This is a genomic window from Desulfosporosinus fructosivorans (assembly GCF_004766045.1).
GTDB classification, from domain to species: domain Bacteria; phylum Bacillota; class Desulfitobacteriia; order Desulfitobacteriales; family Desulfitobacteriaceae; genus Desulfosporosinus; species Desulfosporosinus fructosivorans.
Genome location: NZ_SPQQ01000008.1, coordinates 141,839 through 166,777, shown reverse-complemented (window position 1 = coordinate 166,777; position 24,939 = coordinate 141,839). Strand labels below are relative to the sequence as shown.

Genomic DNA, 24,939 nt, shown 5'->3' with positions numbered 1-24,939 from the left:
TTAAAGCAATTTTGTTTAACGAATAAAGCATACTACTATAATACCATTATTTAACCTTTGGGTATATTCCGACCATAGAAAATTTCGGCCATTTCCTTCTTTAGTCTTTGTTTAATCCGTTTCTTTTCACTCGGGGGGAGTTCTTTTTTTTCCATATCAAATAAATAATTATCCAAATCGAAGTCTTTTAAGAGCATCTTCGTATGAAAAATATTCTCCTGATAGACGTTAACATCAATCATTTGATAGAGATCCCTCTTTCCTTTGGAGAGATAATTTTGGATGGAAGAAATCTTATGATCAATAAAAAACTTCTTACCCTCAACGTTTCTGGTAAATCCTCGAACTCGGTAATCCACAATGGCAATATCCGAAGAAAAATTAGAAACAAGATAATTCAGTGCTGTCAGTGGAGATATTTTTCCACAAGTTGAGACATCGATATCAGCTCTAAATGTACTAATTCCTTTATTCGGATGGCTTTCAGGGTAAGTGTGTACCGTGATATGACTTTTATCTAGGTGAGCTACCACTGCTTCAGACAATGGTTCAGCTTTATTTGCAGCCTCTGCATCCGCGGGGTTGTCCCCCTCCTCGGAAATCAGCATGGTCACACTTGCCCCTTGGGGCTCATAATCTTGCTTGGCAATATTTAAAACATGCGCACCAATCAGACTGGCTACATGCAATAGAATATTGGCCAGCCGATCCGCATTATATTCTTCATCAATGTACGCGATATAAGCTTGACGTTGCTCAGGTGTCCTTGCATAGCAAATATCATACATATTAAAGCTGAGAGTTTTTGTTAGGTTATTGAAACCATATAATTTAAGTTTTTTGATTAGCTTAATTTCCATTTCCATCCTCCAAGTAATAAAGTCATAATAAGAGTTTAAGCATTTTGTTTAAAAGGCATTCAAAATCCTTAAATCCTAATATAAAACAAGTACACCCATCATTATACATCTTTCAGCACAATTCTTGGAGGTTTTTTTATATGCAGTGAGATTTTTTATGCACTTCATTGATTCTAGTGCCTATTTGACGGAAATTTTCCGGGGAGGTATAGAAATTGAATCCATCGACAAAGGTCAATATGAAGTGCCAAAGCTTTGGGGATAACTTATCCCCAGACGATGCGTCGAATCATCATTCCTCAAACGGTTTGCCGCCTACCTTTAACTTAGGAACCTAAGAAGAGTAGAAATCGCCATCGATCTCTACTCTTCTTGGGTTCTGATTGCCTTATTTAGATGATGAACGCTTAATCCGCTCAATCGCCTTAAGCGTATTTTCACGAGTACCAAAGGCAGTTAAACGGAAATACCCCTCTCCGTTCGCGCCAAAGCCAGCGCCCGGTGTTCCAACAACATATGCATCGTTCATAAGTTTATCGAAGAACTCCCAGGAACCCATATCGTTTGGGGTCTTCATCCAGACATACGGAGCATTGACTCCACCAAATATAGTATAGCCAGCTTCTTGTAAGCCTTCTCTGATGATCCGGGCATTTTCCATGTAATAATCGATGGTTTCTTTGATCTGTTGCTTTCCCTCTTCCGAGAATACAGCGACTGCTCCCGCTTGGACTGGATAAGAAGCTCCATTGAACTTTGTGGTTTGTCTTCTTAGCCATAGCTGGTTGAGACTATGGGCTTCGCCCTTAGAATCATAGACATTGACTTCCTTCGGAACAATCGTATAAGCACAGCGGGTTCCGGTAAAGCCTGCAGTCTTTGAGAAACTTCGGAACTCTACAGCGACCTCACGGGCACCTTCAATCTCAAAAATACTGTGTGGAACGCCCTCTTCCCGAATAAATGCTTCATAAGCCGCATCGAACAGAATGATAGAGCGATTTTTTCGAGCATAATCCACCCATTGTTTCAGTTCCTCTTTAGAAAGCGTCATCCCGGTCGGGTTATTCGGAAAGCAGAGGTAGATCATATCCACGCGTGTCTCAGGAAGGGAAGGCTTCATACCATTCTGTTCTGTGCACGGGAGATAGATGATTTTTCCATACTGTCCCTTTTCAATGTTAAACGTCCCTGTCCGACCTGCCATGACATTGCTATCGACATAAACTGGATAAACTGGATCAGTCACTGCCATGATGTTATCAGCCCCGAAAAGTTCCTGGAAATTTGCCGTGTCACTTTTCGCTCCATCACTCACAAAGACTTCATCGACCGAGAGTTCCACTCCCCGAGGGGTAAAATCATTCTCGATAATCTTTTCTATCAGAAATGGGTAGCCTTGCTCCGGACCATACCCACGAAAGGTTTCCGCGCTCCCCATCTCTGCGACACCTTTATGCATCGCCTCGATAACTGCGGGTGACAGGGGGCGTGTTACATCTCCAATTCCGAGTCGGATAATATCGGCTTCTGGATTGTCAGCTTTAAATTGATTAACTCTACGGGCAATTTCGGAGAAAAGATAGCTCCCTGATAACTTCAAATAATTCTCATTTACTAGTGCCATATGAATTCATACTCCTTTATTGATACCACTTCTCATTGATAATTGAATTATATTTATTATTTGGAGATATTGCAACTCTGTTAGCCTAAGTATACAATCAACAATTCTGTTACAGCACTCTCTCCCATCAATATGAGTGAACACCTTTTCTAGGATTTGTTACTTTAATTAATCTTTCTCACACTCTGGCAACTTGACAGCAAAGTGGGCACCCTCAAGAATTTGTACTAAAACACTAAGAGGAGTAGTAGCCACCTCCCTGTACGTCCTATGCGTGTATACGTGTCGAACATTTGGATACTCCTGCTTAAACAAACGCCGGGCTTTGTCACCAGCATAATCAGCATCCAAAAATACGCAGACCTCATCCTCACTATACTCTGCAATCAACTCTTCCAACTTATCCAACCCTAATGTTCCATAGGTACAGGCTATCTCCACTGGTTCATCTAAAATCTGCTCTAACCGCTTTTTATCAGTTATTCCTTCTACTATGATAACTTTACTCATTATTGTAACCATACTTTCAGTTAATTCCTGTTCGGTTATCTCTAACTCATTATTTTCAGCGCATTGCTAATGAACACAGTTTTTGTAAGCCTTCGCTTCATTTACCCGCTGTTTCAAAGCCTGCTCTATGTAAATCTGTATAGATTATTTTGCCACCTATACCCCTGCTCTCGAATAAAACAATCTCCGAAACCATGAATTCGCCTGATATCTTAGCACCGACAATAGAAAAATCAATACTATCAAATTTAGGACGAGAGGCTAGAGTGACATGGGGCTTGAACTCTCGTTCATCCAATTCAAAGCCTTTGCTTTTGAATTCATGATGTAGCTCATTTCTTAGTTGATTTAGTTCAATTAAATCTCCACTTACCGCTGTCCATAAGGTGTGTGGACGTTTAAGAGAGGGAAATGCCCCTAGTCCACTAATAGTTAATGCGAAGGGTTTGTAGTTGCTTGCAACTTGTTTCAGAGTTTCTGCAAGTACCACAATTTTATCGGGATCTAATTCTCCTAGAAATTCTAGGGTTATATGAAGATTGTCTAGTGATTTCCAGCCTCCATTGACTCCAAGTAGTCTCAACTCGGACTGCAATCTTACTAGATCTTGTTTGATCTGAGCTGGCAGATCGATCCCAACGAATATTCTCATAAACTGTCTCCCCGCTTCCAAGGCAAAATTAGCCAACCAACCTCCATTGTTTACCTTATTATTACAATGACCTCATTTTTCAATCCATATCTCGATTTGGTAAGTTAAGGAAGGCTGTCATGCTTGGACATTAAAAGAGGGAGCTGTCAACTTTCTTCTAAATAGTAATTAATCAAGTCCAAGGCAGGTGGTTTCTTCTTCAATTGCCTAAGCATCGTTACAATTTGTCCGCGGTGGTATGATGAATGATTGGTCACATGCAGCATCTGTTTCCACAATTCCAAAGTATAGGGTATCCCTTTGAGATTTCTATAACTAATTAGATGTGTTAAATCATCTTCTGTTAAGGACAGTATGAAACTATTGATCTGATTGCTATAATCATCCCAACGATCGGCTAGAAGAGAATGCGTCGGAAAATGGTCAGGATTTAAAAGAGTTCGACCTTGCTCCCCCATCCAGCGTGATAACCACAGTTCTTCCGCTCCTAAAATATGTACCATAGTATCTCCGATCGACTTAAAGCTACTTGATAAGTCTCGACGAAACTCCTCCATTTCTAACTCAGTCACTACATACAATATTTTTTTATTAGCCCAATCATTATAGCTATAGAGTTCAATTATCTGTCTCTTGTTCATAACGAGTGCCCCCTTTTAATGCTATCCGCTCTTAATCTACTAATAGGAGCGTTATTTCTACACTTATTGATCGCCTAGTAATTTTATAAATTCTCCCTTTTTTAGAGATACTGTTGAGCCAGGAAAAAGACCATTTCCGCTTTCCTTTCTGACACACAGCATGCAGAAAGCATATTCTCACTGCAGAAATTTTCAACCGTCTTTTTAAATCTATCCGCTTGAATAGGCGAGGTCTTATAATACTTTGTTTTGGTTCTCATTCTACTCCTCCTTGGTATCCAACTACATAAATAATCCCCTTTTTATACCTTCCACATTTATCTCCTTTTTCCTCTAAGAAACATTAATGCATTTACACTGAGTAGTGTTTTCGCAACTTAAAAGACCCCACAAGCACTTGTGGAGTCTAGATTTCTTATAGTTTTGGTCAGATTTGAAGACAGACTATACACGCTTAGTCTGAGGATCTAGGAAGAGAGAATTCCGAGAGCATAGTAAGTGACTCTGCTCAGCTTACTTCAACGTATTCTACAGTAAACAACTTTTTCCTAAGTTCTGTATCCGAGAGCGCCGTGAGTCTTTTCCAACAGTAATCTGTGTACAACCATTTACTTATCGAATTACCAATTGTATTTCGCATGCTTTTCATATGACCAGATTTTATCTGCAGGGTAAAAACAATGTCATCAGATCTAACTTTAATATTGATAATCTCCCCCCCGTCCAGCCTCCGCGAGGGGTGTTCATTATACCTGTCGGCTGCTTTAGAAAAGGTCTGTGGTATGTCGATATCCTCACAAATTCCAGTTAGATCGTAGTTGTTTTTTGGTGCGACCAAAGAAAGCCTTACAACATACTTAATCATTGGCCCTTCTGGAACCTTTGCTTTAACTGGAAAAATCTCATCGTAGTTAATAACCATAAAACCCTGCTCCTTTTTTTCGTATAATTGAAACCCAAGGAACTTCATTCACTTCTGAACGCGTTCACTGGGTACAATAAATAGTATCTCAAACTTCCTAGAATAGACGAAGAAGCTATTATTAGTTCTAGCGCTGTTCCTTAACAGCTCTTAGAGCAACAGCCACCTCTGCACCAAACAAAATTATTATACAAACGATATAAACCCAGAAGGTAAAAAGCATAATGAAGGCCAGACTGCCATAGATCATTTCATACTGCCCCAAGTGCAGTGAATACCATACAAACGCTTCCCGCGAAAGGTATATTCCAATTGTTGAGACCAAGGCGCCCATCAATAGATAAGCATTCCTAATTGTATGGGACGTTGGCAAGAAACGATAACTAAAATAGCAGGTCAAAAATAACAGTACTGGAAACGACATACGAGAGATGTCATGAAAAAGTGCCAGCCAAAATGTTATGTTACCCCTCATGAAAATCCTTTGTACTAAATCAAGTGATATCGTTGCCGCCAATGATGTAATGACGGTCAAAGACAACAGTATTCCGAGCATACCAAAGCCTACTAGGTATTGCTTGAGAAATGAACGCCGATGACTGCTTTCCCATATCATGTCAAGAATCTGCTGAAATGAAACAAATCCGCCCATAGTAGTCCAAAGCAAACCAATTAAACCAACAAGGCCAACTTGCTTCGAACCCACTGAGACCAACCTAGACACGTTTTCCACAATGTAGAAATTTGCATCGGGTAGGGTGGGGACATAGGATTGGACAATATCTGACAAAAATTTTTGTACCGAGGCATCCGGAATAAAAAAGGAGGCACCGTATATAAGCAAAAGTGCCAATGGAATCATAGCGGAAAGCCCAAAAAAGGCAATGACTGCTGCCAAGGCAACGATATTATGTTTGAAGATAAATCTTACAAGATACCTTATAAATTGTACAATGGGTCTATAATAAAAATATATTTTACCCACCCCTTATTTAACACCATGTCTCTATGCTTATCCAAGAATGTACCAATATATGTCCGTCGTCAACAAAAATAAGTCGATTTAGAAGAAGAAAAAGGCCAAAAGAAAGAACAACTAGTGTTGACACACCAGTAGTCCTTTTCCCTTGAAGCATGTAATTTATGTTCTGTAAGCCAGTAGCAACGTCAGTCCGTCGACTTTGACTTGCGGAGTAATTCCTAGCTCCAATGGTCGGAATCGCACCGACCTACTTATTTATCGTTTATAGGGAGGTCGCAGGCTATAGATTTTTAGTCTGAGGACCCTTGAATAGCGAACTCGTAAGCTTCGTAATTGTGTCTGTTTTACTAGAACCTGGAACGGTTTCAACTTCGAAGTTTTCAACTCTCATTAAGTCGTCATTTGCTATTTTGGCTTCATTAGCTGTTATGATTGCACTTTGAATTGCGATTTGTTGAGCTTGTGTAATTGTACCATCCTCTACTAAACCATCCAGTACGATTTCAACTTCACTCTTATTTTCTTTCTTGGACTTACGAAATGCTTTAATTGCAATAACAGCAGTTGCTGATAAAAGTGTTGTGATAGCAGTCGCTATTACAACTGTTCTTTTATTGACTTTTGTTTTACTGATCGTTTTACTCATCATTTTTTTCATCATCTTAAATAACCTCTTTCAAATTTACAACTAATTCTAACTAAGTATATTAACCAAATTCCACGTTAAATAAGTTAGGGTAATCATAGTGCTTTGATACATCTAAAACATCCTTAATATTTACACCCTATAAACCTTAAATGTTTGATTTTTTTAATTATATCTCAACCTTGTTTATTTTTAAACCTTATTTAATTAATACCCCAATACCCCAAATTCACATTTGTATAGTTGTTTATTGAATACCTTAACCAGCTTATACGATAGCACTATCCACAACAAAGTAATAATGGTATAGAAATCTAACCCCTTCAATAAGATTTAATAAACCTAATTTTGGAGGGGTTAAGTGAAAAAGCATATTTTATTAGGAATAATTCTTGGTATTTGCTTTACGCTAATTGCACTATCCTCTTTGCTTTCAGTTAATTACGGTAATTCAACAGTCTTAAACCATAATTATAACTATCAGCTTCCCGTACACCTTCCACACACAACTAAAGTGATAGAAACTCCCCTAAGTGAAAGAGGCCAACTCTTGTATAGTGTTTATCTAGTTGATCAGACATTACTGATCAGAGGGTATATACAAAAATGGAAGCTAGATGACCTAGAAGATTATTTAGTCTATAGCAAAAGAATTAGTACTTTCGATTTTCAATCTTACTCGCTAAAACCAATTAAATTAGCTAACCATAATGGTTATATAACCGAATGGACCGCATCTTTTGGTGAAAGTTACAGAATTTCCGGGCAAGAATACTGGCTGAAGAAATCTGCTATTGGAGAAGTATTAAGGATTTCCTTTTTTACAGATACAACTTCTTTTTCGAATGAGCAGATAGAATACATAAAAAAATTTACTGATTCAATTAACTGGAGCAAATTCACTTAACCAATTTCGTCCTATTTTTAATCGAAATCTCCTGATATATTTTCAATGGAAATAGCTCGTATTGGAGATCCATCAGCATCTTTATTTTTAAGTGGCATAATACTTAAAATAAAATACTGGTTGCTAATGGAATCTAGATTTGTTAGATTTTCAATAATGATTATGTCCTTTTGCATTAATATTTTATGAATCGCAAACGTGGTTGATTTTATATCATCAATTGAAATTGCGTCAATACCAATGCCCTTTAAATTAAATTTTGTCAACCATTTGGCTGATTGCTCTGTCAAAGAAGGAAAAGCTTCATAATACTTTTTGCTCCCCCAATACTCACTCCATCCTGTTTTTATGATAATGAACTCAACATTCTTAATTATCTCTTCATAGTGCTTTAAACGATCAATATCTATTAATACAATCTCTTCAACTGAAAAATCCAGAATCGTTGCCTTTCCTATAAAATGTTCAATATTTAAATTATCTAAATAAGACCCATGACTCAACATATGCGCAGGTGCGTCTATATGAGTACCTGTGTGGGAGTACATAGTTATTTTCGCCTCTCGAAAACCGTCCTTATCGAATGTATTTGCCTTTTTAAAAATTGGCGGTTCGGTTCCTGGGAAAACTGGCATATTCGTATCAATTAAATGTGTTAAATCAGTAATTTTCATTAATATCTAGCCTCCCCAAAATAATAATTTTTAGTGCACGTTTCAAACTCAAGTGAAAAGTAAGCATTAAATAGCGCATTAGCACTATTTAATGCTTACTCTGGTTTAACTCCTATGGTCCATAACCTATAATGTATATTCCTTGAAATATTGTTTAATCTAACAGTTAACAAAGGAGTGAACTATATGGGTTTTGGTCAGTTAGCAATAGAGTTAATTATAGGTTTTTTTAGTTTACTACTTTTTACTAGGTTAATAGGCAAAACTCAAATCACACAGCTTACTGCTTTCGACTTTATCTCGGCGCTCATTATGGGTGAGCTACTAGGTAATGCAATCTATGATGATGACACTGGCATAACAAAAATTTTATTTGCTATTGCTGTTTGGGGTCTCCTAATTTTTATAATACAGCTTCTGGGTCAAAAGTCCATTACACTAAGATACCTTATTGAAGGTAAACCTTCCTTGGTCATTCAAAAAGGAGTTATTGATCGTCAAGCACTTAAGAAAAACCGTTTGACCATCAATGAACTTCAAACCTTATTGAGGGATAAAGATGTCTTTTCCGTCCGAGAGATCGATTACGCTATACTTGAACAAAATGGGTCCTTAACTATTTTACGGAAACCCGAATTCGATACCCCAACGCTTAAAGATCTTAATCTCCCTTTAAATAGCAAATCCCTACCATCAATTCTTGTTAGTGATGGAGTAATACTTAACGATAGCTTACAGTCAATCCGAAAAACCGAGTCATGGCTCAAAAAACAGCTAAAAAAAGAAGGTCATCCTAATCTGGATAACATTTTTTTTGTTGAATGGAGGGAGGAAGATGGTTTCTATATCATTGAAAAGAATCAATTATCGAAGGATAGTTAATTGTTCTTAGGAATATGCAAGTTACTATTTTATTTTCCTGCTTCTCTGCATGACACTGGACATGACCTTGCCTAGCTCTTGAATTCTGTAAGGTTTTGCAATCACGTCGCAGAAGCCATAATTCTTATAGTCAGTGATGAGCGCGTCGGCGGAGTAACCGCTGGAAACAATTGCTTTAACATCCGGGTCAACAATAAGTAGCTCACTTACAGCCACTTTACCACCCATACCACCACGAACCGTCAGGTCGGTAATCACCACATCATAAGGACGGCCTGAAAGAAATGCTTCTTTATATAGTCTGACTGCTTGGGCACCATCCCCGGCTAACTCCACATCATAACCGAGAAAAGTCAACATCTCATTAGCCGTTTGTCGCACACTCTCTTCATCATCCATCAATAAAACTTTTCCTTCCCCCAAGATAAGAATATCTTCATGCACTTCTTTTTCAGCTTGAACATTGGAGACAGGAAGATATATCGTAAAGCTTGTCCCTTGCCCCTCCACAGATTGAACTGAAATATGACCGCCATGTTTCTTCACAATTGCGTAACAAATTGTTAGCCCAAGGCCGCTGCCAAGATCTTTGGTACTAAAATAAGGGTCAAATATTTTCGGCAGTATCTGACTGGAAATGCCAGCTCCTTCATCTGTAATGGTTAGGGCCACATAATTACCGATCTGAAGTGGCAAGGTACTGTTTTCACCGGTAACAGCAAGTTCTTTAGCGTGGATCTTGATTGTTCCGCCCAGCAGCATAGCTTGGTCTGCATTGATTAATATGTTAGTAATGACTTGTGTCATTTGTCCCCGGTCAATCTCAACTGACGGCAGATCTTCTGTAAAAAATAATTCACAACGTGTTTTAGAGCCGCTCAGGGCAAAAGCGCTATCGTCCTCAATTAATCGATAGAGGGAGACAGCCTTGGTCAAAGGCTGACCGCCCTTAGCGAAAGTTAGCATTTGCCTGGTCAAGTTACCAGTCTGTTTAACGGCCTCTTCCATATACTGAAGATATTTAGTAGCTTTGGGCTCTTCTTTGGTACACCTCTTCACCAGTGAGAGATTACCGAGGATTACGGTGAGGAAATTGTTCAGGTCGTGTGCAATCCCACCAGCTAGAACACCAAGAGATTCCAATTTATCAGCTTTTTGCAACTCTTCTTCCAGTTGTTTGCGTTTGCTGATATCACGCAGTAGCCAGCGCAACTCCTCCTTTCCTCCACTGGAGGCAATTACCTTCCCCACAGTTATTGACACGGGAAACGTTGTTCGCTTTCCGGATAGCATTATAAGCTCCCAGTTCTCGTTTTGGATAACTATTCCTTTTTTTATCTCTAACAACCGGGTACGGAAGATCAGGTGCTCATCGCTGCGGACAAATATCGCTAACGGCTTACCCATAAGCAAGGATCTGCTTAAGTTAAAAAGGGTGGTAGCAGCGATATTAGCATCGAGTATTATGCCTTCTGTATCAGTGACCAGATAACCATCTGGTGCAAAATCAAACAGTTCCTGATAACGACATCGCTCTGCTTCAAGTTTTTGGCGACTAGATGCCATTTCCTCATTTTGCTCAATCAATTCAACAGAAGCGATCTTTAATTCGTGAAGAGCAAAATCGAGCTCTGATAAAAGTTTAGACGTCAGTTCTTGGGACGATAAATCACATTGAGACAAGTTCTCCAGACGGCTGAATGCTTTTTGCACTTGTACATATAAATCCATGTAAAAGCTCGCCTCCTCGACAAATACTACTACGTAATATCATAAAGTCTGACATTCTAGTTAACATCTTGAAACCTTTTGGATATTAAGGATAATTCGACATGTACCATAATAATCCTCTCTCAATCTAAGAATAACAGCGGAAATAATTATAGATAAATAAAAAAAACCTCAATAGAGGTTTTATTTATTTATCTATAATCACGATACTGGTTCCCCATATATGGGGACTACTTTTGTCCAGCCTTTCATTTTTCCATACTTTAAATATTTATCATAATACTCTAACTCTGTATTGAGTAGTTCGCTCCATAACTTACGCAATGCGTCATTCCTTATCGTCTCAATGATTGCTCTAACATGAGTATCTAAAGAAGTTAATTCCCAACTTAGGATATTACGATACATAAACTTATCCTTTATCGTTTCAGGATCAATGGGAGACATTACAGGCAGTGTCGGCCTGTTAGGCAGCGGTACATTCAGCTTTAGCGCTATCTGTTCAAGATGGTTTACCTGCTTGTTAAAAATATATATTCCATGTTGAAGGATAACCTTAAACTCAGTGTCATGAGCAAAGCTAATGAATATTCCTATTAATTCAATTTGTTCATATCTCAGATTTATATGGTCCCAAATATGAAATGCTTCGGAAGTGGAAAGTTGTTCTTTTTGCTGGGGCAAAGCTGTCTTATAAACAGGATACGACTCTTCCCACCCTTTCAATTTACCAAACTTATAAAGAATATCAAAATCCTCAAAATGAGTGGTTAAGTCTTGAATAATAATATGTCTTAAATTATCGTTCGTGCTGGATGAACGAACTGCATGGATGAGTGACATTAGTTCTGCTATGAGGTCATGGTATATTTTTTTATAGATATATTCATCCGTAATATCATTAATGCTGGTTGCAAATTTGATGTCCAGCGGAGGTCTACTGGGCATCATGATACGATATTCTTCTCCTAATTCCTCTAGAATAACAATTTGTTTGTCAAAATGTTTCATAAATTTATCTAGAATTATTTCCCAATCTATGTCATGGACAAAGTTCTTAAATAGTTGCACTGTTTGAGCACTAACATATCTTGCTCTTAGAAGGTTATATATATTAAATGCTTCCTGAATATCAAGACGTTCTTGTTCACCTTTAAATTTCTTCAATATCGCTAATAGATCCAACATCTTCACCCCTCAATGCTACATACTTATTTTAGTATAAGTAAAATTACTTAACGTATGCATCAGTGAAGGGACTTCTAGGCCTTAAAATATATTCTCATTGATAAGACCTAAACAGATCTTGTGAATGATAATATCCACTCTCCTCGGTTTCTTACTTTACTTCGGCTCTTTACCGGCAGCTACTTCCCTATGGCTAAGTTTCATTTCATTCTGCAAGCTGTCATTCACCTGTACCAGCTCTTCCCCTTGATCTATAATGCGTTGTTCCAAAGCCAATTTCGTTTGACGTAGCTCCGCCTCTAACACCTTTGATTCAGTGATATTTACAAAGGTGATGACCACACCGTCTATTTTATCCTCTAGAGTGCGATAAGGCAGAATTCGTGCATTAAACCAACACCCATTATAAGACATTACCTGTTTTTCAACAGTATTCAGCGTCCGCAGCACTTCCCCAACATCCTCTGTCAATTCAGGGTAAAAAAGATCTGAAGCAATATCGGTGATTGGTCGTCCTGCGTCACTCGAAATCAGCTTCGAGACCACAGACATTTGGTTAGTAAAGCGTTTGACGCACAACGAGTTATCTAAAAATAAGGTGGCAATTTTCGTGCTGTCCAGTAGATTCTTCATGTCGTTATTAGCTAGTGATAGTTCATCCAAATTGGCCTGCAGTTCAAAGTTAACCGTCTTTAGTTCTTCATTTAAGGACTGTATTTCCTCCTTGGTTGTGCTCAATTCCTCGTTTGTCGACTGGAGCTCTTCATTGCTTGACTGCAATTCCTCATTGCTAGATTTGAGTTCTTCTTGGGATATCTGCATTTCTGTACTGGCAACTTGCCACACCTGGCGAGCTTGCATTAATTCTCGCTCCAGTTCCGCCTCTCGCGGGCTGTTGGCAGTGATTCGTCCGGCTGGGTTGGTTGTTTCGATAACATTAGGGGTGTCAACGTCAGTAAAAACAATCATGACCATCCCCCTTAAGGCCTCCGGCTCTTTGAGCGGATTGACTGTAATGTCTACCATCTGCGACCCACCTTCGTTCTTCACAATGGCGTTTTTGTAAGTAACTGCCTCTTTTTGCCGAAGCGCCTTGTAGAAGGTGTTACTCAGTTTATAGTTAAGCCCTTCACGGGCCATGGCAAAAATATTCCAATTAACCTTGCCAGCAGCCGGTTCCAGATACTTACCCGTTCGTCCGGTAATGTAGAGGATATCACCTTTAGCATTGACTAACACAGTAGGTGGTGAATAAAATTGCAAAATCAGTTTATCCGCTAGTGACTGAATGTTCTGAACTTTTACCGACTGGTTTGTTGCAGCTTGAGCGGGGGCAAAGGAGGTGGGAAATTTCACAGGTTCCGCCTGCAATAAGGGTTGGCGTCGCTTGTACAGTCGCGATTTGCGATCCAGTGGTTTAAAAAGATCTGTAAAATTCCCGACTGCCTCCGCACTTCCTAAAAACAAAAAGCCCCCCGGATTAAGACTATAGTGAAAAAGCGGCATGAGCTTTTTCTGTAGTTCTGGTGTCAGGTAGATAAGCAGATTACGGCAGGTCAATATATCGATCCTAGTGAAGGGCGGATCCTTAATCATGTTTTGCTGAGCAAAGATGACCATATCGCGAATGGTCTTAATAACCTGATAGCCACGATCCACCTTTACGAAATATCGGTTCAGCCGCTCAGCCGACATATCTTCCGCAATGTTAGCTGAGAATACCCCCTCTCGGGCTTTATCAATAGCCTCACGGTCTAGATCAGTGGCAAAAATCTGCATAGAAAAGTCTTGGGAAGGCTTCAACTGTTCCAAGACCTCTTTAAATACAATAGCTAAGGAGTATGCCTCCTCGCCCGTGGCACAGCCGGATACCCATACCCGTATAGTATTAGTGGGTGCCCGTTCTGCTAAGAGTGCAGGTATTGCTTTTTCCTTTAGCAGCTCCCACTCTGTCGGTTCACGAAAGAAACTGGTAACCCCGATCAAAAACTCTTTAAATAGCAATTCCAGTTCCTGGGGATTCTCCTGTAAAAAACGGACGTAAGTAGTAATCTTGTCAATTTGATGGACGCCCATGCGCCGATCAATCCTGCGATCCACTGTGTTCTTCTTATAGGAGGAAAAATCATGACCTGTTTGTGAACGCAACAAAATCATAATTCTGTCGTAAGAACTCAATTCAGTCTCTGCCAGATCCTTATCAACGCTATAGATAAGAGGCATTTGCTCAAGATGCGAAACAATCTTTGACGGTAAAGTCTCTGCAGGAGAGACAACGTCTGCTAAACCTGCCTCAATAGCGCTGCGAGGCATCCCCTCATATTTAGCCGAGGACGGTTCCTGAATAAAGACAACGCCTCCTTTTTCCTTGATCGCCCTGAGTCCAGATGTTCCGTCAGCACCCATGCCAGAGAGGATAACTCCGATGCTTCTCTCCTGTTGGTCATTGGCCAAGGACCGAAAAAAGAAATCTATGGGAAGATGAAGAGTATAGGGCATAATAAAGTCGAAAAGACGCAGCACCCCGTGTTGGATCGACATTTCTTTGTTGGGCGGAATTACATAGACATAGTCCGGCTGAACAGATAAATTCTCCACTGCCTGAACAACTTTCATAGAAGTAGCACTCTGAAGTAACTCCACCAAAATATCTTTACGCATCTGCTCCATATGCTGAATGATAACGAAAGCTAAGCCACTGTTCTTAGGCACATTACTCAAGAAAGCGATCAGGGCCTCCAACCCTCCTGCGGAAGCACCAATGCCAACGATTGGAAAGTCTACTTTTGCGGTATCAGTATTGGTAACTATGCGACTAGATTTAGTCCCTCCGTTTGTATCAAAGTGCATATTTTCTTTCATCTTAGCTCTCCATTCATTGAGACAATCCTACACTACTATTTGTATTTTCATAAATACATTCAACACAAAAACAATTTCTCCTGCTAAAAACAACATGGCATCAGTATTCAACAACAGTAGTATGCAGACCAGCGCACCAGCACAATCATAAGACTCCCACTTTAGACATGGGAGTCTTATGATTGCCTAATTTCCTTTAATTACATTCTGATTTATGAATCCATCTTTGCATTTTTTGTGATTTAATATCTAGTGCATTTATCCCAGAGCTAACACATTAGATTTTTTCTTGTTTTTCCGAAGTCAAATTCGGCTCTTTTACTAGGAAACACAATGCTAAAATTATACCACCAACAGTGAACAAGGCCGATATAATGTACATTAATTGCACGTCGCCAACTCGAATTAGCCACCCTGCACCTACCGTCCCGACAATTGCACTGATTCCAAAACTGACCGCATTAAAGGCTGATTGTGCGCTCCCTTGTAAATAGGGTGGTAAAAGCAAGTTTAAATATTCCACACCCGCCAAATAAAAGAGTGCAAAGCTAAGACTCTGACTTATCTGCAACAAGACTATTAGATGATAGTCTTGAACAACACTATACCCTACCCAACGCAGAGTAAAAACCAGTCCAGCCATCGCGATCAGTTGCTGAGGCCGGAACCGCCTTAGCCAAGCACTCCCTTTACTAAAAACCACTATTTCGCTCAATGCGGCAATCGTCCAACCTAACCCAATCCACCACTGGCTTGCCCCTAACGCCTGCATGTGCCAACCAAAAAATGCAGAATAGGCGTTATACGGGGCCATGAATAGAAATGTGATCAAAAGAAAAACAACTAAACTAGGCGCTTTCACGACACTAAGAAAGGGAAAAGGCATGGCGGAGACAGCTTGACTCGTGTCACGTGGATTAGGCAACGATTTTGCCCACAATAAACACCCGAATAATATAATACCTTCGATAGCTCCAAACCAAGCCAAATCCAAATAGGAAAAGACAAGTCCTCCAAATGCAGCAGTCAAAGCAAAACCTAAGGAACCCCAGCGCCGAATCTTACCATAATCCCTCGGGTCTTCCAGTGTATTTAACACTAAAGCATCTGATAGAGCCGTAATCGGGGAGTTTGTCAAAGCATAGAATAACAGCAAAACAGCTAAACCAGCAAAGCCCTTGCCAAAAGACAACGAAATGCTGATGATTGCGGTTAAGGTCAAAGCTATGAGTAGATATTCTTTGCGTCGATGATAGCGATCCGCGAGTGTCCCCCAGACCGCTTGTGCAAAAATACCTGCTAGGGGGCCAACAGACATTAGAACGCCAATTTGAAGGCTATTCATATCCAAACGCGCGAGAAATAGTGGCAAAAAGGGAAGATAGATTCCCACCGCTGCAAAATAAAAAATATAATACCCAGCCATAATGGAATTGCGTTTCATGTTCACTCACTTCTCCTAAAAACATTCTGGTTAGGCATTAATATCGTGGTGGCCTTCCTTAGTTTATCATATAAACCATAAACTATGGCACAAAAGACTGCACCAGACTAGCCGCCATTTCGCAATATTATTACTATATTACTAGCAGCAGCTTTGAACCATCTACCCATTTCTCGCAATACAGTCTTTATCTCTAGCCAGCAAAATCTCAGCGATGCTAAAGAATAACTAAAACGAGCCCTCAGTAAGACAAGGGCTCGTTGCTGTTTCAATATTTTATCAGTCTTTCTTAATTTTCATTAGAATCTAATACGGCATACAATATTTCACTTGCAGTAACGACTTCCAGATCGTAAAGGATCTTTCTCTTGTATCGTCTGGAGTTGCTCATAGTAAACATAATCTAGTTTGCTCATTGCTCTTAGGAGGAATAATATCGATACCAATGCCAAGTGTCTTAGCCTGAGCTAAAATGTTGGTTAGCGTATTTGTTCTCTCGACTGCCTTAATTTTCAGCCTTGCTTGATCATTCGTAAGTCCTCCGATATCAATCTTGAGCGCTATAGCCCGGGCCTGAAGAGTTGCTCGTTGTTTTGCTTGACCGGCCGTTTTAAGTTGTTTTCGAATTTCATCATAGGTTAAGCCAGTAGTATCGATATTCAAGGCTTTAATCTGCGCTTGAAGAATCAGATCCTCATCCGCTTGCCGATCTTTTTTTACTGTTGCAGGCTCGATAACGTCAGGTGATTTAACGCCTTCTCTTAGCCCTACTATTTCTGGCTGATTCATAAGAAGTATCAGTGATTTATCTGAGTCTACATTGGGTTGTGCGAAGGTTGGGGTTGACAACATTACAATGATCGATATAGTTCCTACCATTATTTTGAATTTCAACAGTTGCTACCTCTCCTCTATTGTTGTGTTAACACCACATCTGATCTATCTATTTACCAGAATTAACGGTTAACTGTCTTATTAATATAGCATAAACAATATTTGTTACAGTTCTGTGACCTACTTATGGAGAAAATGTCAACTATCAATCCATTGCTACTTTAGTGGAAACAAAAGTTCAATTACAGAATCATCTCGGGTCGGCTTCATAGCTAAAGCATACAGGTGTTCCGTTATCAGAATCTATCATAATTCTTGCATTAATGTGGAACACTTCATTCCATACTTTTGGGGTAATAATTTCAGTAGGAGTTCCAATCTTAATAATTTTACCTGCTTTCATCGCTACTATTTCATGTAAAAACCGTGCCGCCTGATTTATATCATGCAGTACCATGACAATGGTGCGGTTTGGGCAATTTGTAAAACTTCTAGTTGATGAGCGAAAACAATTAATTTTTTCAAATTACCCTGCCTCCTTTTAATTTAGTATTGCATTGAAAGAAGAAATTATTCAGTTCGTACAATTAGCTATTACAAACAAAAAGACTTAAGAACCCACCTCAAACATAATCCAGAAGTCATTCCCGAACAATACAGTTTGGCAAGATAAACCGAAAGATATGCCTTACTGTAGCTACGATTCTTTCCAAGAACATTTTTTATTTTTCTCCATTGTTAATTATTTAACATTTATCTTTTTAACCCCATGTTAAGATCACATAAGACGAGCGGTTTGTTAGATCCAATGACTTGAAGTATAACGCAGCTCAGAGAAGAGGTGATATTTATATGAAGGTACGCATAGTTGCCTGCGGCATCTTCCAACTGGAGCTTGAGCAAGTTCTGGAGGAAATAAGAACTGAATGGGCAACTGATGCTGAGTTTAAAGTTATCTATACACCACCAGCTTTGCATGTAGACTATGATAAACTGAAAGATGGCATCACCGAGGCTCTAAATAATAATGCGACCGAAGAAAAGACAGTCCTCTTTTTTGGCTCTATGTGCCATCCTGAGATGAACGAGTTCACTGAAAAATATCATGTTATCAGGTTGCAACCCCGGAATTGTATTGAATTGATTTTAGGTAAGGAGAGACAGGAGGAGCTAGAAAAATCGATTAAGATATTTTACCTTACACAGGGTTGGTTGCAAAACTGGCGAGAAATTTTCAGTCAAGCACAAGGCTGGGACGAAATTGACGCTAGGCAGAATTTTGGTTTCTACGATAAAATTTTGCTCCTCGACACTGGCGTTTCCAAGTTCGATGATGAGGATATCTTGGATTTTTTCGAATATACACAGGTACCAATCGAAATTGAGAGCGTAGATCTGGCAGTTTTCAAAAATAATGTGATTCAAACTCTAGAGAAAGCTTTTAGTAAAGAAACCCCTCATAATCGGTTAAATTAAGAAAAATACCCAACAAAACAATTTAAGGAGTGTATTTTAATGGTTATAACTCAAGAAATTAAAGACGTAATATCAAAGGCTCCGTTTATTCCTATCACTACTGCTTCTGCTCATGGAGAACCGCACATGATCGTGGTAGGAAAAGTAGCGGAAATAAGAGAAGGTGACATACTAGGGTTTGGCATCTACAAGATGGAGGTCACTCAGCAGAACATCAAAGCTAACGGAATGATGCAGGTTGTAATAGCAACGATGGAAGGTGGCCCCAAAGGCTTCAGGCTGACAGGTAAAGCATGTATAGAAGAAAAACTGGTTCTATTTAAGGCAGAAAAGGTAGATGTGCTTCTGTAGATTTTCCTGAAATGCACAATAAACCCGCTTATGACAGGCGGGTTTATTGTGCATTTCAGGTTTTCAGATATTATAGTAGTGTTAGAACATTTCCTTTATACACTCTATCTATAGCAACTGTTGATACATGAGGAGGAAAAGTATGAAGCGTTGCATCATCTGTCTGCAACAATTGGACCTATTTCTAGGACTAGCACAAGAGCAACTTACTAACTTATGTCAATGTACGCAAAGAAAGAAATTGTCCAGAGGACACTATCTTTTTCGTCAAGGAGAGGCAAGAAGTACCATATACCTTATAAAATCGGGTAAACTGAAACTAGTACAAACTACTGAGGCGGGCCATGAAACAATTCTAGATATATGCGGCCCCGGCGAAGTGTTAGGTGAATTGTCCTTATATCGAGAACAAAATGAGCATTGTAGCGCCATAGCCATGGAAGATGTTTGCATATGCTGTTTCAGCAAACTCCAATTTGAGGCGTTAATCAAACAAGATCCTTCGTTTGCCATGCGGATTATTGGCTACTTAGGGCAAAAACGTTACGAAACCATGGTGAAATTAGGAAAAGAAGCTGGACTACCTGTTAAAGAGAGACTGTTGCAACTTTTTTATCGTTTAGCAGAACAATATGGAAAACAAACGCCAACCTCGACGTTGATAGATCTAAAAATCACCCAGCAGGAATTAGCTGATATGATTGGCTCTTCGCGTGTTATGGTCATTCAGGCACTTAAAGAGTTTAAAGCGGCTAATATAATTGACCGGGAAAAAAGATATTTCGTCTTGAAGGACGACCCTTGCATCAGTATTCATAAGTTTGAATAATGCAACTACTCTTCAAAACAAAAACAAAATGCGCTGTTGAGAAAATTTCAATCTTCTCAGACCTGATATTACAGTGTACTAAGCCGCAGCTCATAAAAATACTGCACAATCGGGTGCTTCAACTTCATATTCTCAGTCATGCTTAAAAGTCGCTTTTTCCCGACCCTTCTGTCCACCAAAGCCAATATATTCAATAATATATCATTGCTCTCTATACTATCCACTATAGAAATAGATAAAAACTTATTTGCTACAACAGTAAAATTCGATTTACTTAATACTGATTGCGCTGACAGCAGCTCTTTTGCATATTCTGATATTTTTCTATTTCTGGCAATTACAACTAGACGATCCTCAGGGACTGTCCCATTAATATCTTTTCTGACTGCTTCAATTTCTTCATTGTTGATAGGAATTTGAATATCTGGATCATTCTTTATTTCCTGCTCCGTTTGATACCACCTGATCAATGTAGTTACATCTCTCATATTGAACACGTTCTTTTTATTTACCGTAATATAACAAAGGCCTGCCTTATCAGGTGAATAACGGTAGCTGGTTGCACAGTACTCAACCCTTCCATATAATGCAGGGCAAAGAAAGCTCTCCAGAAGTTGCTTAATTTTACTCCAGGCCATGTATTCCTCCTATGAATTTACTTCCCTAACTCATTTTATTGTATAAATGCTAAATCTCACCGATTTAAGGCTACTTCCGCTCTATATTGCGTGATTCCTATATGTGAAACGATGAATACATTAAGCTTTAAAAACAAGATTTTCTTCATAGTTTTCTAAAGTCTCCTGTTCACTGAATAAGCTTGAAACAGCTTCATCGTAATCATCTAACCTCTCTGATTTCTTAATTTTTTTTGCATATTTTGCGTTATTAGAAAACACCGAAATCATATAAAACCATAACTCTTTCATTTTAAACAAGACATTCCTATCTCCAAAAAGTATCACTTTATAATCGTTATATACTTTGTCATGAAAGTCTTTTAGTAAATTTTTTTTGAGTTTAATATTATTTTTGATATCGCTTATCAGACCCGGATTAGCTAATAATCCGCGGCCTAACATTAGAGTACTTACACTCGGAAATTGAGCTGAAAACTCCTTGTAATCTTTGGCTGTGAAAATGTCGCCATTATAGCAAATGGGATTTTTACTCATCCTCAAGGCTTCCTTAAAAATTTCTAGATTAGGCTTGTTTTTATAAAAATCCTTTTGAATTCTAGGATGAATGACAAGCTCTTCTATAGGGTATTTGTTAAATATTTCGATTAAATCATAAAATTCTTCAGGCTGGTCTTTGCCTATTCTCGTTTTTACCGAGATCTTTGTTATGGATTGAGAAAAAATCTCTTCTAAAAACACATCAAGTTCTTCTCTTTTCGAAAGAAATCCCGACCCCCTATTTTTTGAAACTACAGTTCCAGAAGGGCATCCCAGATTTAAATTTATCTCATTATAACCTAAAATCTTTATTTTCTTTGAAGTATGGATAAAATCTTTTGCATGATTGGTTAGTAATTGCGGAATCAAAACTAGTCCTTGGTTGTTTTCAGGCAAAATATCATTTAATTCACGAGTTCTAAAGCTTTCGCTTTGATTTGCAATAATAAAAGGTGAAAAATATTTATCTATATTATTGAATAAAGCATTATGGGCATTTCTATAAATGTATCCGGTTGAACCTTCCATAGGTGCGAAATAAAAATTCATATACCAAAAAGCTCCCTTTATTTAAGTAATTCCCTTTCTATCAACGCAACACACTCCACATGTCTTGAGCGGTCAATAATAATTCCGCTTGAAGTTGTTAGTCCGGGGTAGAAAAAATTCCTAAGTCATTGATTTCTATTTCATAGGACTTTACTTTATTGTTTCTTTACTATGTAGCTTATGGAGCATCTGATGAATATCTGCGACCTGAAGTTCTAGACGATGGAGATGCTTTTGCATGTCGGCTATTTCAAGCTCAGCTTTATAGTTAATAGAAAAATCAACGACTGCTTCGTGTTTGTCCCGGATGCCTTGGCGGTTTTGACTCATGATTATGAAAGGAGCCTGAAATGCCGCAGTGAACGAAAGAATGAGATTGAGTAGAATGAATGGTGCGACATCGAAATGAAGTGCTGTTGTTTGAGCAAGAGTGTTCCACACCATCCAAAGAACAAGGAATGATGTGAAAATAATAATGAACTTCCAACTGCCAGCAAAAAAAGCTACTTTGTCAGCTAGATGGTCTGAACGGGTCGTTTCACGATATTCTCGGGCGTTTAGTTGTGAAAGAATGTGAGTTTTATATTCATCGACGAGACGATCAATACGCTCGGCATGAGCATCGCTAATATCTGTGTTCGATTTCTTGTTCACTTCTTGCTCTTGTTCATTTTTTGGCTCTTTCACATATATCACTCCACAAACAAATTACTTTACTGGAATAAGTATTAAGCTACCTATAAAATTAACCTAACATTATCGTATCGTATATCCCTTTTATCATAAATGCAAATTCATAACTCATAAGCATAATTCATTACTATTCAAACTTGTAACCATAGAACTAGGCACATGGATAGCATTAAAGTTAGTGCTAGATAACAAGGGAACTCCCGATTAAACGAAAGTTCCGCTTTTATTAATGGCCACAGCTTAGAAGTACTGGATGGTATACTGAAGGAGGAAATTGCATCCCTCTGCTGTTCTATGCATTAACATAAACACATCTGCTCTTAGGTTTCCCGTATCAGGAACTGTATAAACAGGTCGTGGTAAATATTTAACGAGCGCGCCTAAACAAGTTTAGTAGACAATTATTTTAAGATTAAAAGTTGAGGTTCAGTTGATTTTGGGATGGTAAAGTAAGAGGTAATTCTAAGTTGACGTAACAGGAGGTGAATTTATGTTCAATATTTTGGTAGTCGAAGATGACACCAACACACAAAAACTGATCTGCGCTGTTCTAAAGCGGGGAGGTTACACTGCTTTGGCGGCAAAAGATGGCCTCGACGCTTTAAGTATGATGGAAAGGCAATATTTTGATTTGATTATCTTGGATTTGATGATGCCAAGGATGAGCGGCTATCAGCTTTGCAAAGAATTACGCGATGTAGGAGAAAATATTCCTATATTGATGATCACAGCCCAACAAGAAATTAAGGATAAACATAGAGGCTTCCTTGTAGGGACAGACGATTACATGACAAAGCCGTTTGACGAGCAGGAGATGCTGTTTCGCATAAAGGCATTACTACGTCGGGCGCAAATTGTAAATGAGCACAAATTAACAATCGGCGGCACCACGCTGGATTATAACACTCTTACCGTCACTCATGCTGAAGATACAATTACGCTTCCCCAAAAAGAATTTTATTTACTCTTTAAATTGACGAGTTATCCAAATATGATTTTTACCCGCATGCAATTGATGGATGAAATATGGGGCCCCGATACAGAAACGGATGAGCATACCCTGAATGTCCATATGGGCAGGCTGCGCGAAAAATTTAAAGATAACCCTGATGTTGAGATCGTTACTGTGCGCGGACTAGGATATAAGGCGGTGAAGCATACATGAAAAAAAGAATGAGTCTCGCTGTTTCACTAGTTGTATTTGTCTTTTTTGTTATGGTTTTGTCTGTTGTGATTGTCGGATTATGTATTTATTTACTGGATTCTATTTTTGACATTAGCTTTTTAAAAAGTGGTATTTTAGAATTTTTTGCAATGCTGCTAATAAGCGTATCTATTGGAACTTCTATCACCGCTCTCCTAAGCAGGTGGATGGTTAAGCCTGTCCGTAATCTGATTGAAGCTATTGAAGATGTAGCTAAAGGCGATTTTTCGGTTACGGTTAAAGGCAGCAACATTCCAGAGCTTGAGAGCCTTGCTGCGAGTTTTAATAAAATGGTGCGGGAGCTTGCGGGAATTGAAATGTTACGTGTTGATTTTATTAATAATTTTTCACATGAGTTTAAAACGCCTATTGTTTCTATTAAGGGCTTTGCAAAACTTTTGAAAGAAGGCGGTTTAACCAGTGAAGAAGCGCAGGAATATTTAGATATAATCATTCAGGAGTCCCAAAGATTGGTTGACCTTTCCACATATGTTCTTAATTTATCAAAGGTCGAAAATACGGAGATCATTAGTGGAAAAGAGGTTTATGCGCTGGATGAGCAAATTCGCCGCGCTATACTTATATTGGAACCCAAATGGAGCGCTAAAAATCTTTCAGTGGATGTGGATTTGCAGAGTATAAATATTTATAACAATGCACCCCTACTCCAACAAATATGGGTAAACCTATTGGATAACGCTATCAAATTCACAGATAACGGTGGGAAATTGCAAGTCAGTTTAAGACGCATCAATTCATCAATACGGTTTTGTTTGCAGGATAATGGACATGGAATGGACGAGGAAACAAAACAACATATCTTTGACAAGTTTTATCAAGGCGATACATCACACACAACTATTGGGAATGGACTTGGACTGACGTTGGTTAAAAAAATTGTCGGCCTCTGCAACGGCCATATAGAAGTCGAAAGCAGTCTAGGAAAAGGCAGCGCCTTCACTATTTTCTTACCTTCGGGGATGCCGATGGATAATAGACACGGCTAAAATCTATTTTTATCATATTTCTCGGAGTAAAAAAGTGCCTGCAAATGGATAATCACGCCATTTGCGGGCACTTTTTTATTTTACTTGCCGCTATACATGCGAAGCTCTCAAAAATAGTGTAATCATGCGGCTTTTAGGCGTTTTGAAGTCAATGAACCATACTTCTGAAAATGGGAAATACCTATAACCGACGTAGTCATGCACTATGTCGGACTTTAAGCTCCGGAAAATGCGTTTAAAAAACTTTATTTACCGGGGCCAAAAGTTGAGGTTGAGTTGAGGTTGAGTTG

At 38.9% G+C, this 24,939-nt stretch carries 25 protein-coding genes and 1 pseudogene; 8 read left to right on the top strand and 18 right to left on the bottom strand.

Annotated elements, in window-relative coordinates; all coding sequences use genetic code 11:
* Positions 1-50 precede the first annotated feature (50 nt).
* Complete coding sequence (speD, locus tag E4K67_RS20720; RefSeq protein WP_135550192.1) at positions 51-860, bottom strand: adenosylmethionine decarboxylase; 810 nt, start codon at positions 858-860, stop codon at positions 51-53.
* Between the two features lie 172 nt (positions 861-1,032).
* Between speD and E4K67_RS30770 the strand changes: the two are divergent.
* A pseudogene (locus tag E4K67_RS30770) lies at positions 1,033-1,178 on the top strand (ABC transporter permease subunit); the annotation flags it as partial.
* Positions 1,179-1,248: 70 nt separating this feature from the next.
* On the opposite strand, the gene E4K67_RS20710 reads toward E4K67_RS30770, so the two are convergent.
* The 8 genes from E4K67_RS20710 to E4K67_RS20680 form a co-directional block, all read right to left on the bottom strand.
* The gene (locus E4K67_RS20710; RefSeq protein ID WP_135550191.1) at positions 1,249-2,487 is read right to left on the bottom strand and encodes an LL-diaminopimelate aminotransferase; all 1,239 of its coding nucleotides are present in this window, start codon (positions 2,485-2,487) and stop codon (positions 1,249-1,251) included.
* 168 nt (positions 2,488-2,655) lie between these two features.
* The gene (locus E4K67_RS20705) at positions 2,656-2,997 is read right to left on the bottom strand and encodes a toprim domain-containing protein (protein ID WP_135550190.1); all 342 of its coding nucleotides are present in this window, start codon (positions 2,995-2,997) and stop codon (positions 2,656-2,658) included.
* A gap of 97 nt (positions 2,998-3,094) precedes the next feature.
* Positions 3,095-3,649 (bottom strand): RNA 2',3'-cyclic phosphodiesterase, encoded by a 555-nt coding sequence (gene thpR / locus E4K67_RS20700; protein ID WP_135550189.1) that lies wholly within the window; start codon positions 3,647-3,649, stop codon positions 3,095-3,097.
* A gap of 146 nt (positions 3,650-3,795) precedes the next feature.
* Positions 3,796-4,290 (bottom strand): DinB family protein, encoded by a 495-nt coding sequence (locus tag E4K67_RS20695; RefSeq protein WP_135550188.1) that lies wholly within the window; start codon positions 4,288-4,290, stop codon positions 3,796-3,798.
* A gap of 101 nt (positions 4,291-4,391) precedes the next feature.
* On the bottom strand, positions 4,392-4,550 hold the full coding sequence (locus tag E4K67_RS29860) for a hypothetical protein (protein WP_158408534.1): 159 nt from the start codon (positions 4,548-4,550) through the stop codon (positions 4,392-4,394).
* A gap of 248 nt (positions 4,551-4,798) precedes the next feature.
* Positions 4,799-5,212, bottom strand: coding sequence for a hypothetical protein (locus tag E4K67_RS20690; RefSeq protein ID WP_135550187.1), 414 nt, complete (start codon positions 5,210-5,212; stop codon positions 4,799-4,801).
* 127 nt (positions 5,213-5,339) lie between these two features.
* Entirely contained in the window at positions 5,340-6,197 is an 858-nt protein-coding gene (locus E4K67_RS20685; protein ID WP_135550186.1) for a YihY/virulence factor BrkB family protein, read from the bottom strand.
* A gap of 277 nt (positions 6,198-6,474) precedes the next feature.
* Positions 6,475-6,855, bottom strand: coding sequence for a hypothetical protein (locus E4K67_RS20680; protein WP_135550185.1), 381 nt, complete (start codon positions 6,853-6,855; stop codon positions 6,475-6,477).
* 346 nt (positions 6,856-7,201) lie between these two features.
* On the opposite strand from E4K67_RS20680, the gene E4K67_RS20675 reads away from it, so the two are divergent.
* Positions 7,202-7,747, top strand: coding sequence for a hypothetical protein (locus E4K67_RS20675; RefSeq protein ID WP_135550184.1), 546 nt, complete (start codon positions 7,202-7,204; stop codon positions 7,745-7,747).
* Between the two features lie 17 nt (positions 7,748-7,764).
* Here E4K67_RS20675 and E4K67_RS20670 read toward each other — a convergent pair whose 3' ends face one another.
* Entirely contained in the window at positions 7,765-8,421 is a 657-nt protein-coding gene (locus E4K67_RS20670) for a cyclase family protein (RefSeq protein ID WP_135550183.1), read from the bottom strand.
* Positions 8,422-8,607: 186 nt separating this feature from the next.
* Here E4K67_RS20670 and E4K67_RS20665 point away from each other — a divergent pair, with 186 nt between their 5' ends.
* A complete protein-coding gene (locus E4K67_RS20665) occupies positions 8,608-9,303 on the top strand; it encodes a DUF421 domain-containing protein (protein ID WP_135550182.1) in 696 nt (231 codons plus the stop codon).
* Between the two features lie 24 nt (positions 9,304-9,327).
* On the opposite strand, the gene E4K67_RS20660 is transcribed toward E4K67_RS20665, so the two are convergent.
* From E4K67_RS20660 to E4K67_RS20640, 5 genes are all read right to left on the bottom strand, one after another.
* The gene (locus tag E4K67_RS20660) at positions 9,328-11,034 is read right to left on the bottom strand and encodes a hybrid sensor histidine kinase/response regulator (protein WP_135550181.1); all 1,707 of its coding nucleotides are present in this window, start codon (positions 11,032-11,034) and stop codon (positions 9,328-9,330) included.
* 201 nt (positions 11,035-11,235) lie between these two features.
* Entirely contained in the window at positions 11,236-12,222 is a 987-nt protein-coding gene (locus E4K67_RS20655) for a DUF3231 family protein (RefSeq protein ID WP_135550180.1), read from the bottom strand.
* Positions 12,223-12,378: 156 nt separating this feature from the next.
* Positions 12,379-15,084: a chemotaxis protein CheB gene (locus E4K67_RS20650; protein ID WP_199242609.1), complete on the bottom strand. Its 2,706-nt coding sequence runs from the start codon at positions 15,082-15,084 to the stop codon at positions 12,379-12,381.
* A gap of 277 nt (positions 15,085-15,361) precedes the next feature.
* Positions 15,362-16,528, bottom strand: coding sequence for an MFS transporter (locus E4K67_RS20645; protein ID WP_135550178.1), 1,167 nt, complete (start codon positions 16,526-16,528; stop codon positions 15,362-15,364).
* Between the two features lie 387 nt (positions 16,529-16,915).
* Positions 16,916-17,422, bottom strand: a complete 507-nt coding sequence (locus E4K67_RS20640; protein ID WP_243454564.1) for a hypothetical protein — start codon at positions 17,420-17,422, stop codon at positions 16,916-16,918.
* Positions 17,423-18,214: 792 nt separating this feature from the next.
* Here E4K67_RS20640 and E4K67_RS20630 point away from each other — a divergent pair.
* From E4K67_RS20630 to E4K67_RS20620, 3 genes are all read left to right on the top strand, one after another.
* Positions 18,215-18,838 carry a DUF1638 domain-containing protein gene (locus E4K67_RS20630; RefSeq protein ID WP_135550175.1) on the top strand — a complete coding sequence of 208 codons (624 nt, stop codon included), beginning with the start codon at positions 18,215-18,217 and terminating at the stop codon, positions 18,836-18,838.
* 39 nt (positions 18,839-18,877) lie between these two features.
* Positions 18,878-19,189, top strand: a complete 312-nt coding sequence (locus E4K67_RS20625) for a pyridoxamine 5'-phosphate oxidase family protein (RefSeq protein WP_135550173.1) — start codon at positions 18,878-18,880, stop codon at positions 19,187-19,189.
* Positions 19,190-19,331: 142 nt separating this feature from the next.
* On the top strand, positions 19,332-20,018 hold the full coding sequence (locus tag E4K67_RS20620; protein WP_135550171.1) for a Crp/Fnr family transcriptional regulator: 687 nt from the start codon (positions 19,332-19,334) through the stop codon (positions 20,016-20,018).
* Positions 20,019-20,086: 68 nt separating this feature from the next.
* On the opposite strand, the gene E4K67_RS20615 is transcribed toward E4K67_RS20620, so the two are convergent.
* From E4K67_RS20615 to E4K67_RS20605, 3 genes are all read right to left on the bottom strand, one after another.
* Entirely contained in the window at positions 20,087-20,656 is a 570-nt protein-coding gene (locus tag E4K67_RS20615; protein WP_135550169.1) for an SF0329 family protein, read from the bottom strand.
* 120 nt (positions 20,657-20,776) lie between these two features.
* A complete protein-coding gene (locus E4K67_RS20610; RefSeq protein ID WP_135550167.1) occupies positions 20,777-21,745 on the bottom strand; it encodes a tRNA dihydrouridine synthase in 969 nt (322 codons plus the stop codon).
* Positions 21,746-21,895: 150 nt separating this feature from the next.
* Positions 21,896-22,432 (bottom strand): DUF1003 domain-containing protein, encoded by a 537-nt coding sequence (locus E4K67_RS20605; protein ID WP_243454563.1) that lies wholly within the window; start codon positions 22,430-22,432, stop codon positions 21,896-21,898.
* A 496-nt stretch (positions 22,433-22,928) separates the two neighbouring features.
* On the opposite strand from E4K67_RS20605, the gene E4K67_RS20600 reads away from it, so the two are divergent.
* Positions 22,929-23,603 (top strand): response regulator transcription factor, encoded by a 675-nt coding sequence (locus E4K67_RS20600; protein WP_135550163.1) that lies wholly within the window; start codon positions 22,929-22,931, stop codon positions 23,601-23,603.
* A complete protein-coding gene (locus E4K67_RS20595; protein WP_135550161.1) occupies positions 23,600-24,649 on the top strand; it encodes a HAMP domain-containing sensor histidine kinase in 1,050 nt (349 codons plus the stop codon). Before E4K67_RS20600 ends, E4K67_RS20595 begins: the two co-directional genes overlap by 4 nt.
* The last annotated feature ends 290 nt before the right edge of the window (positions 24,650-24,939 follow it).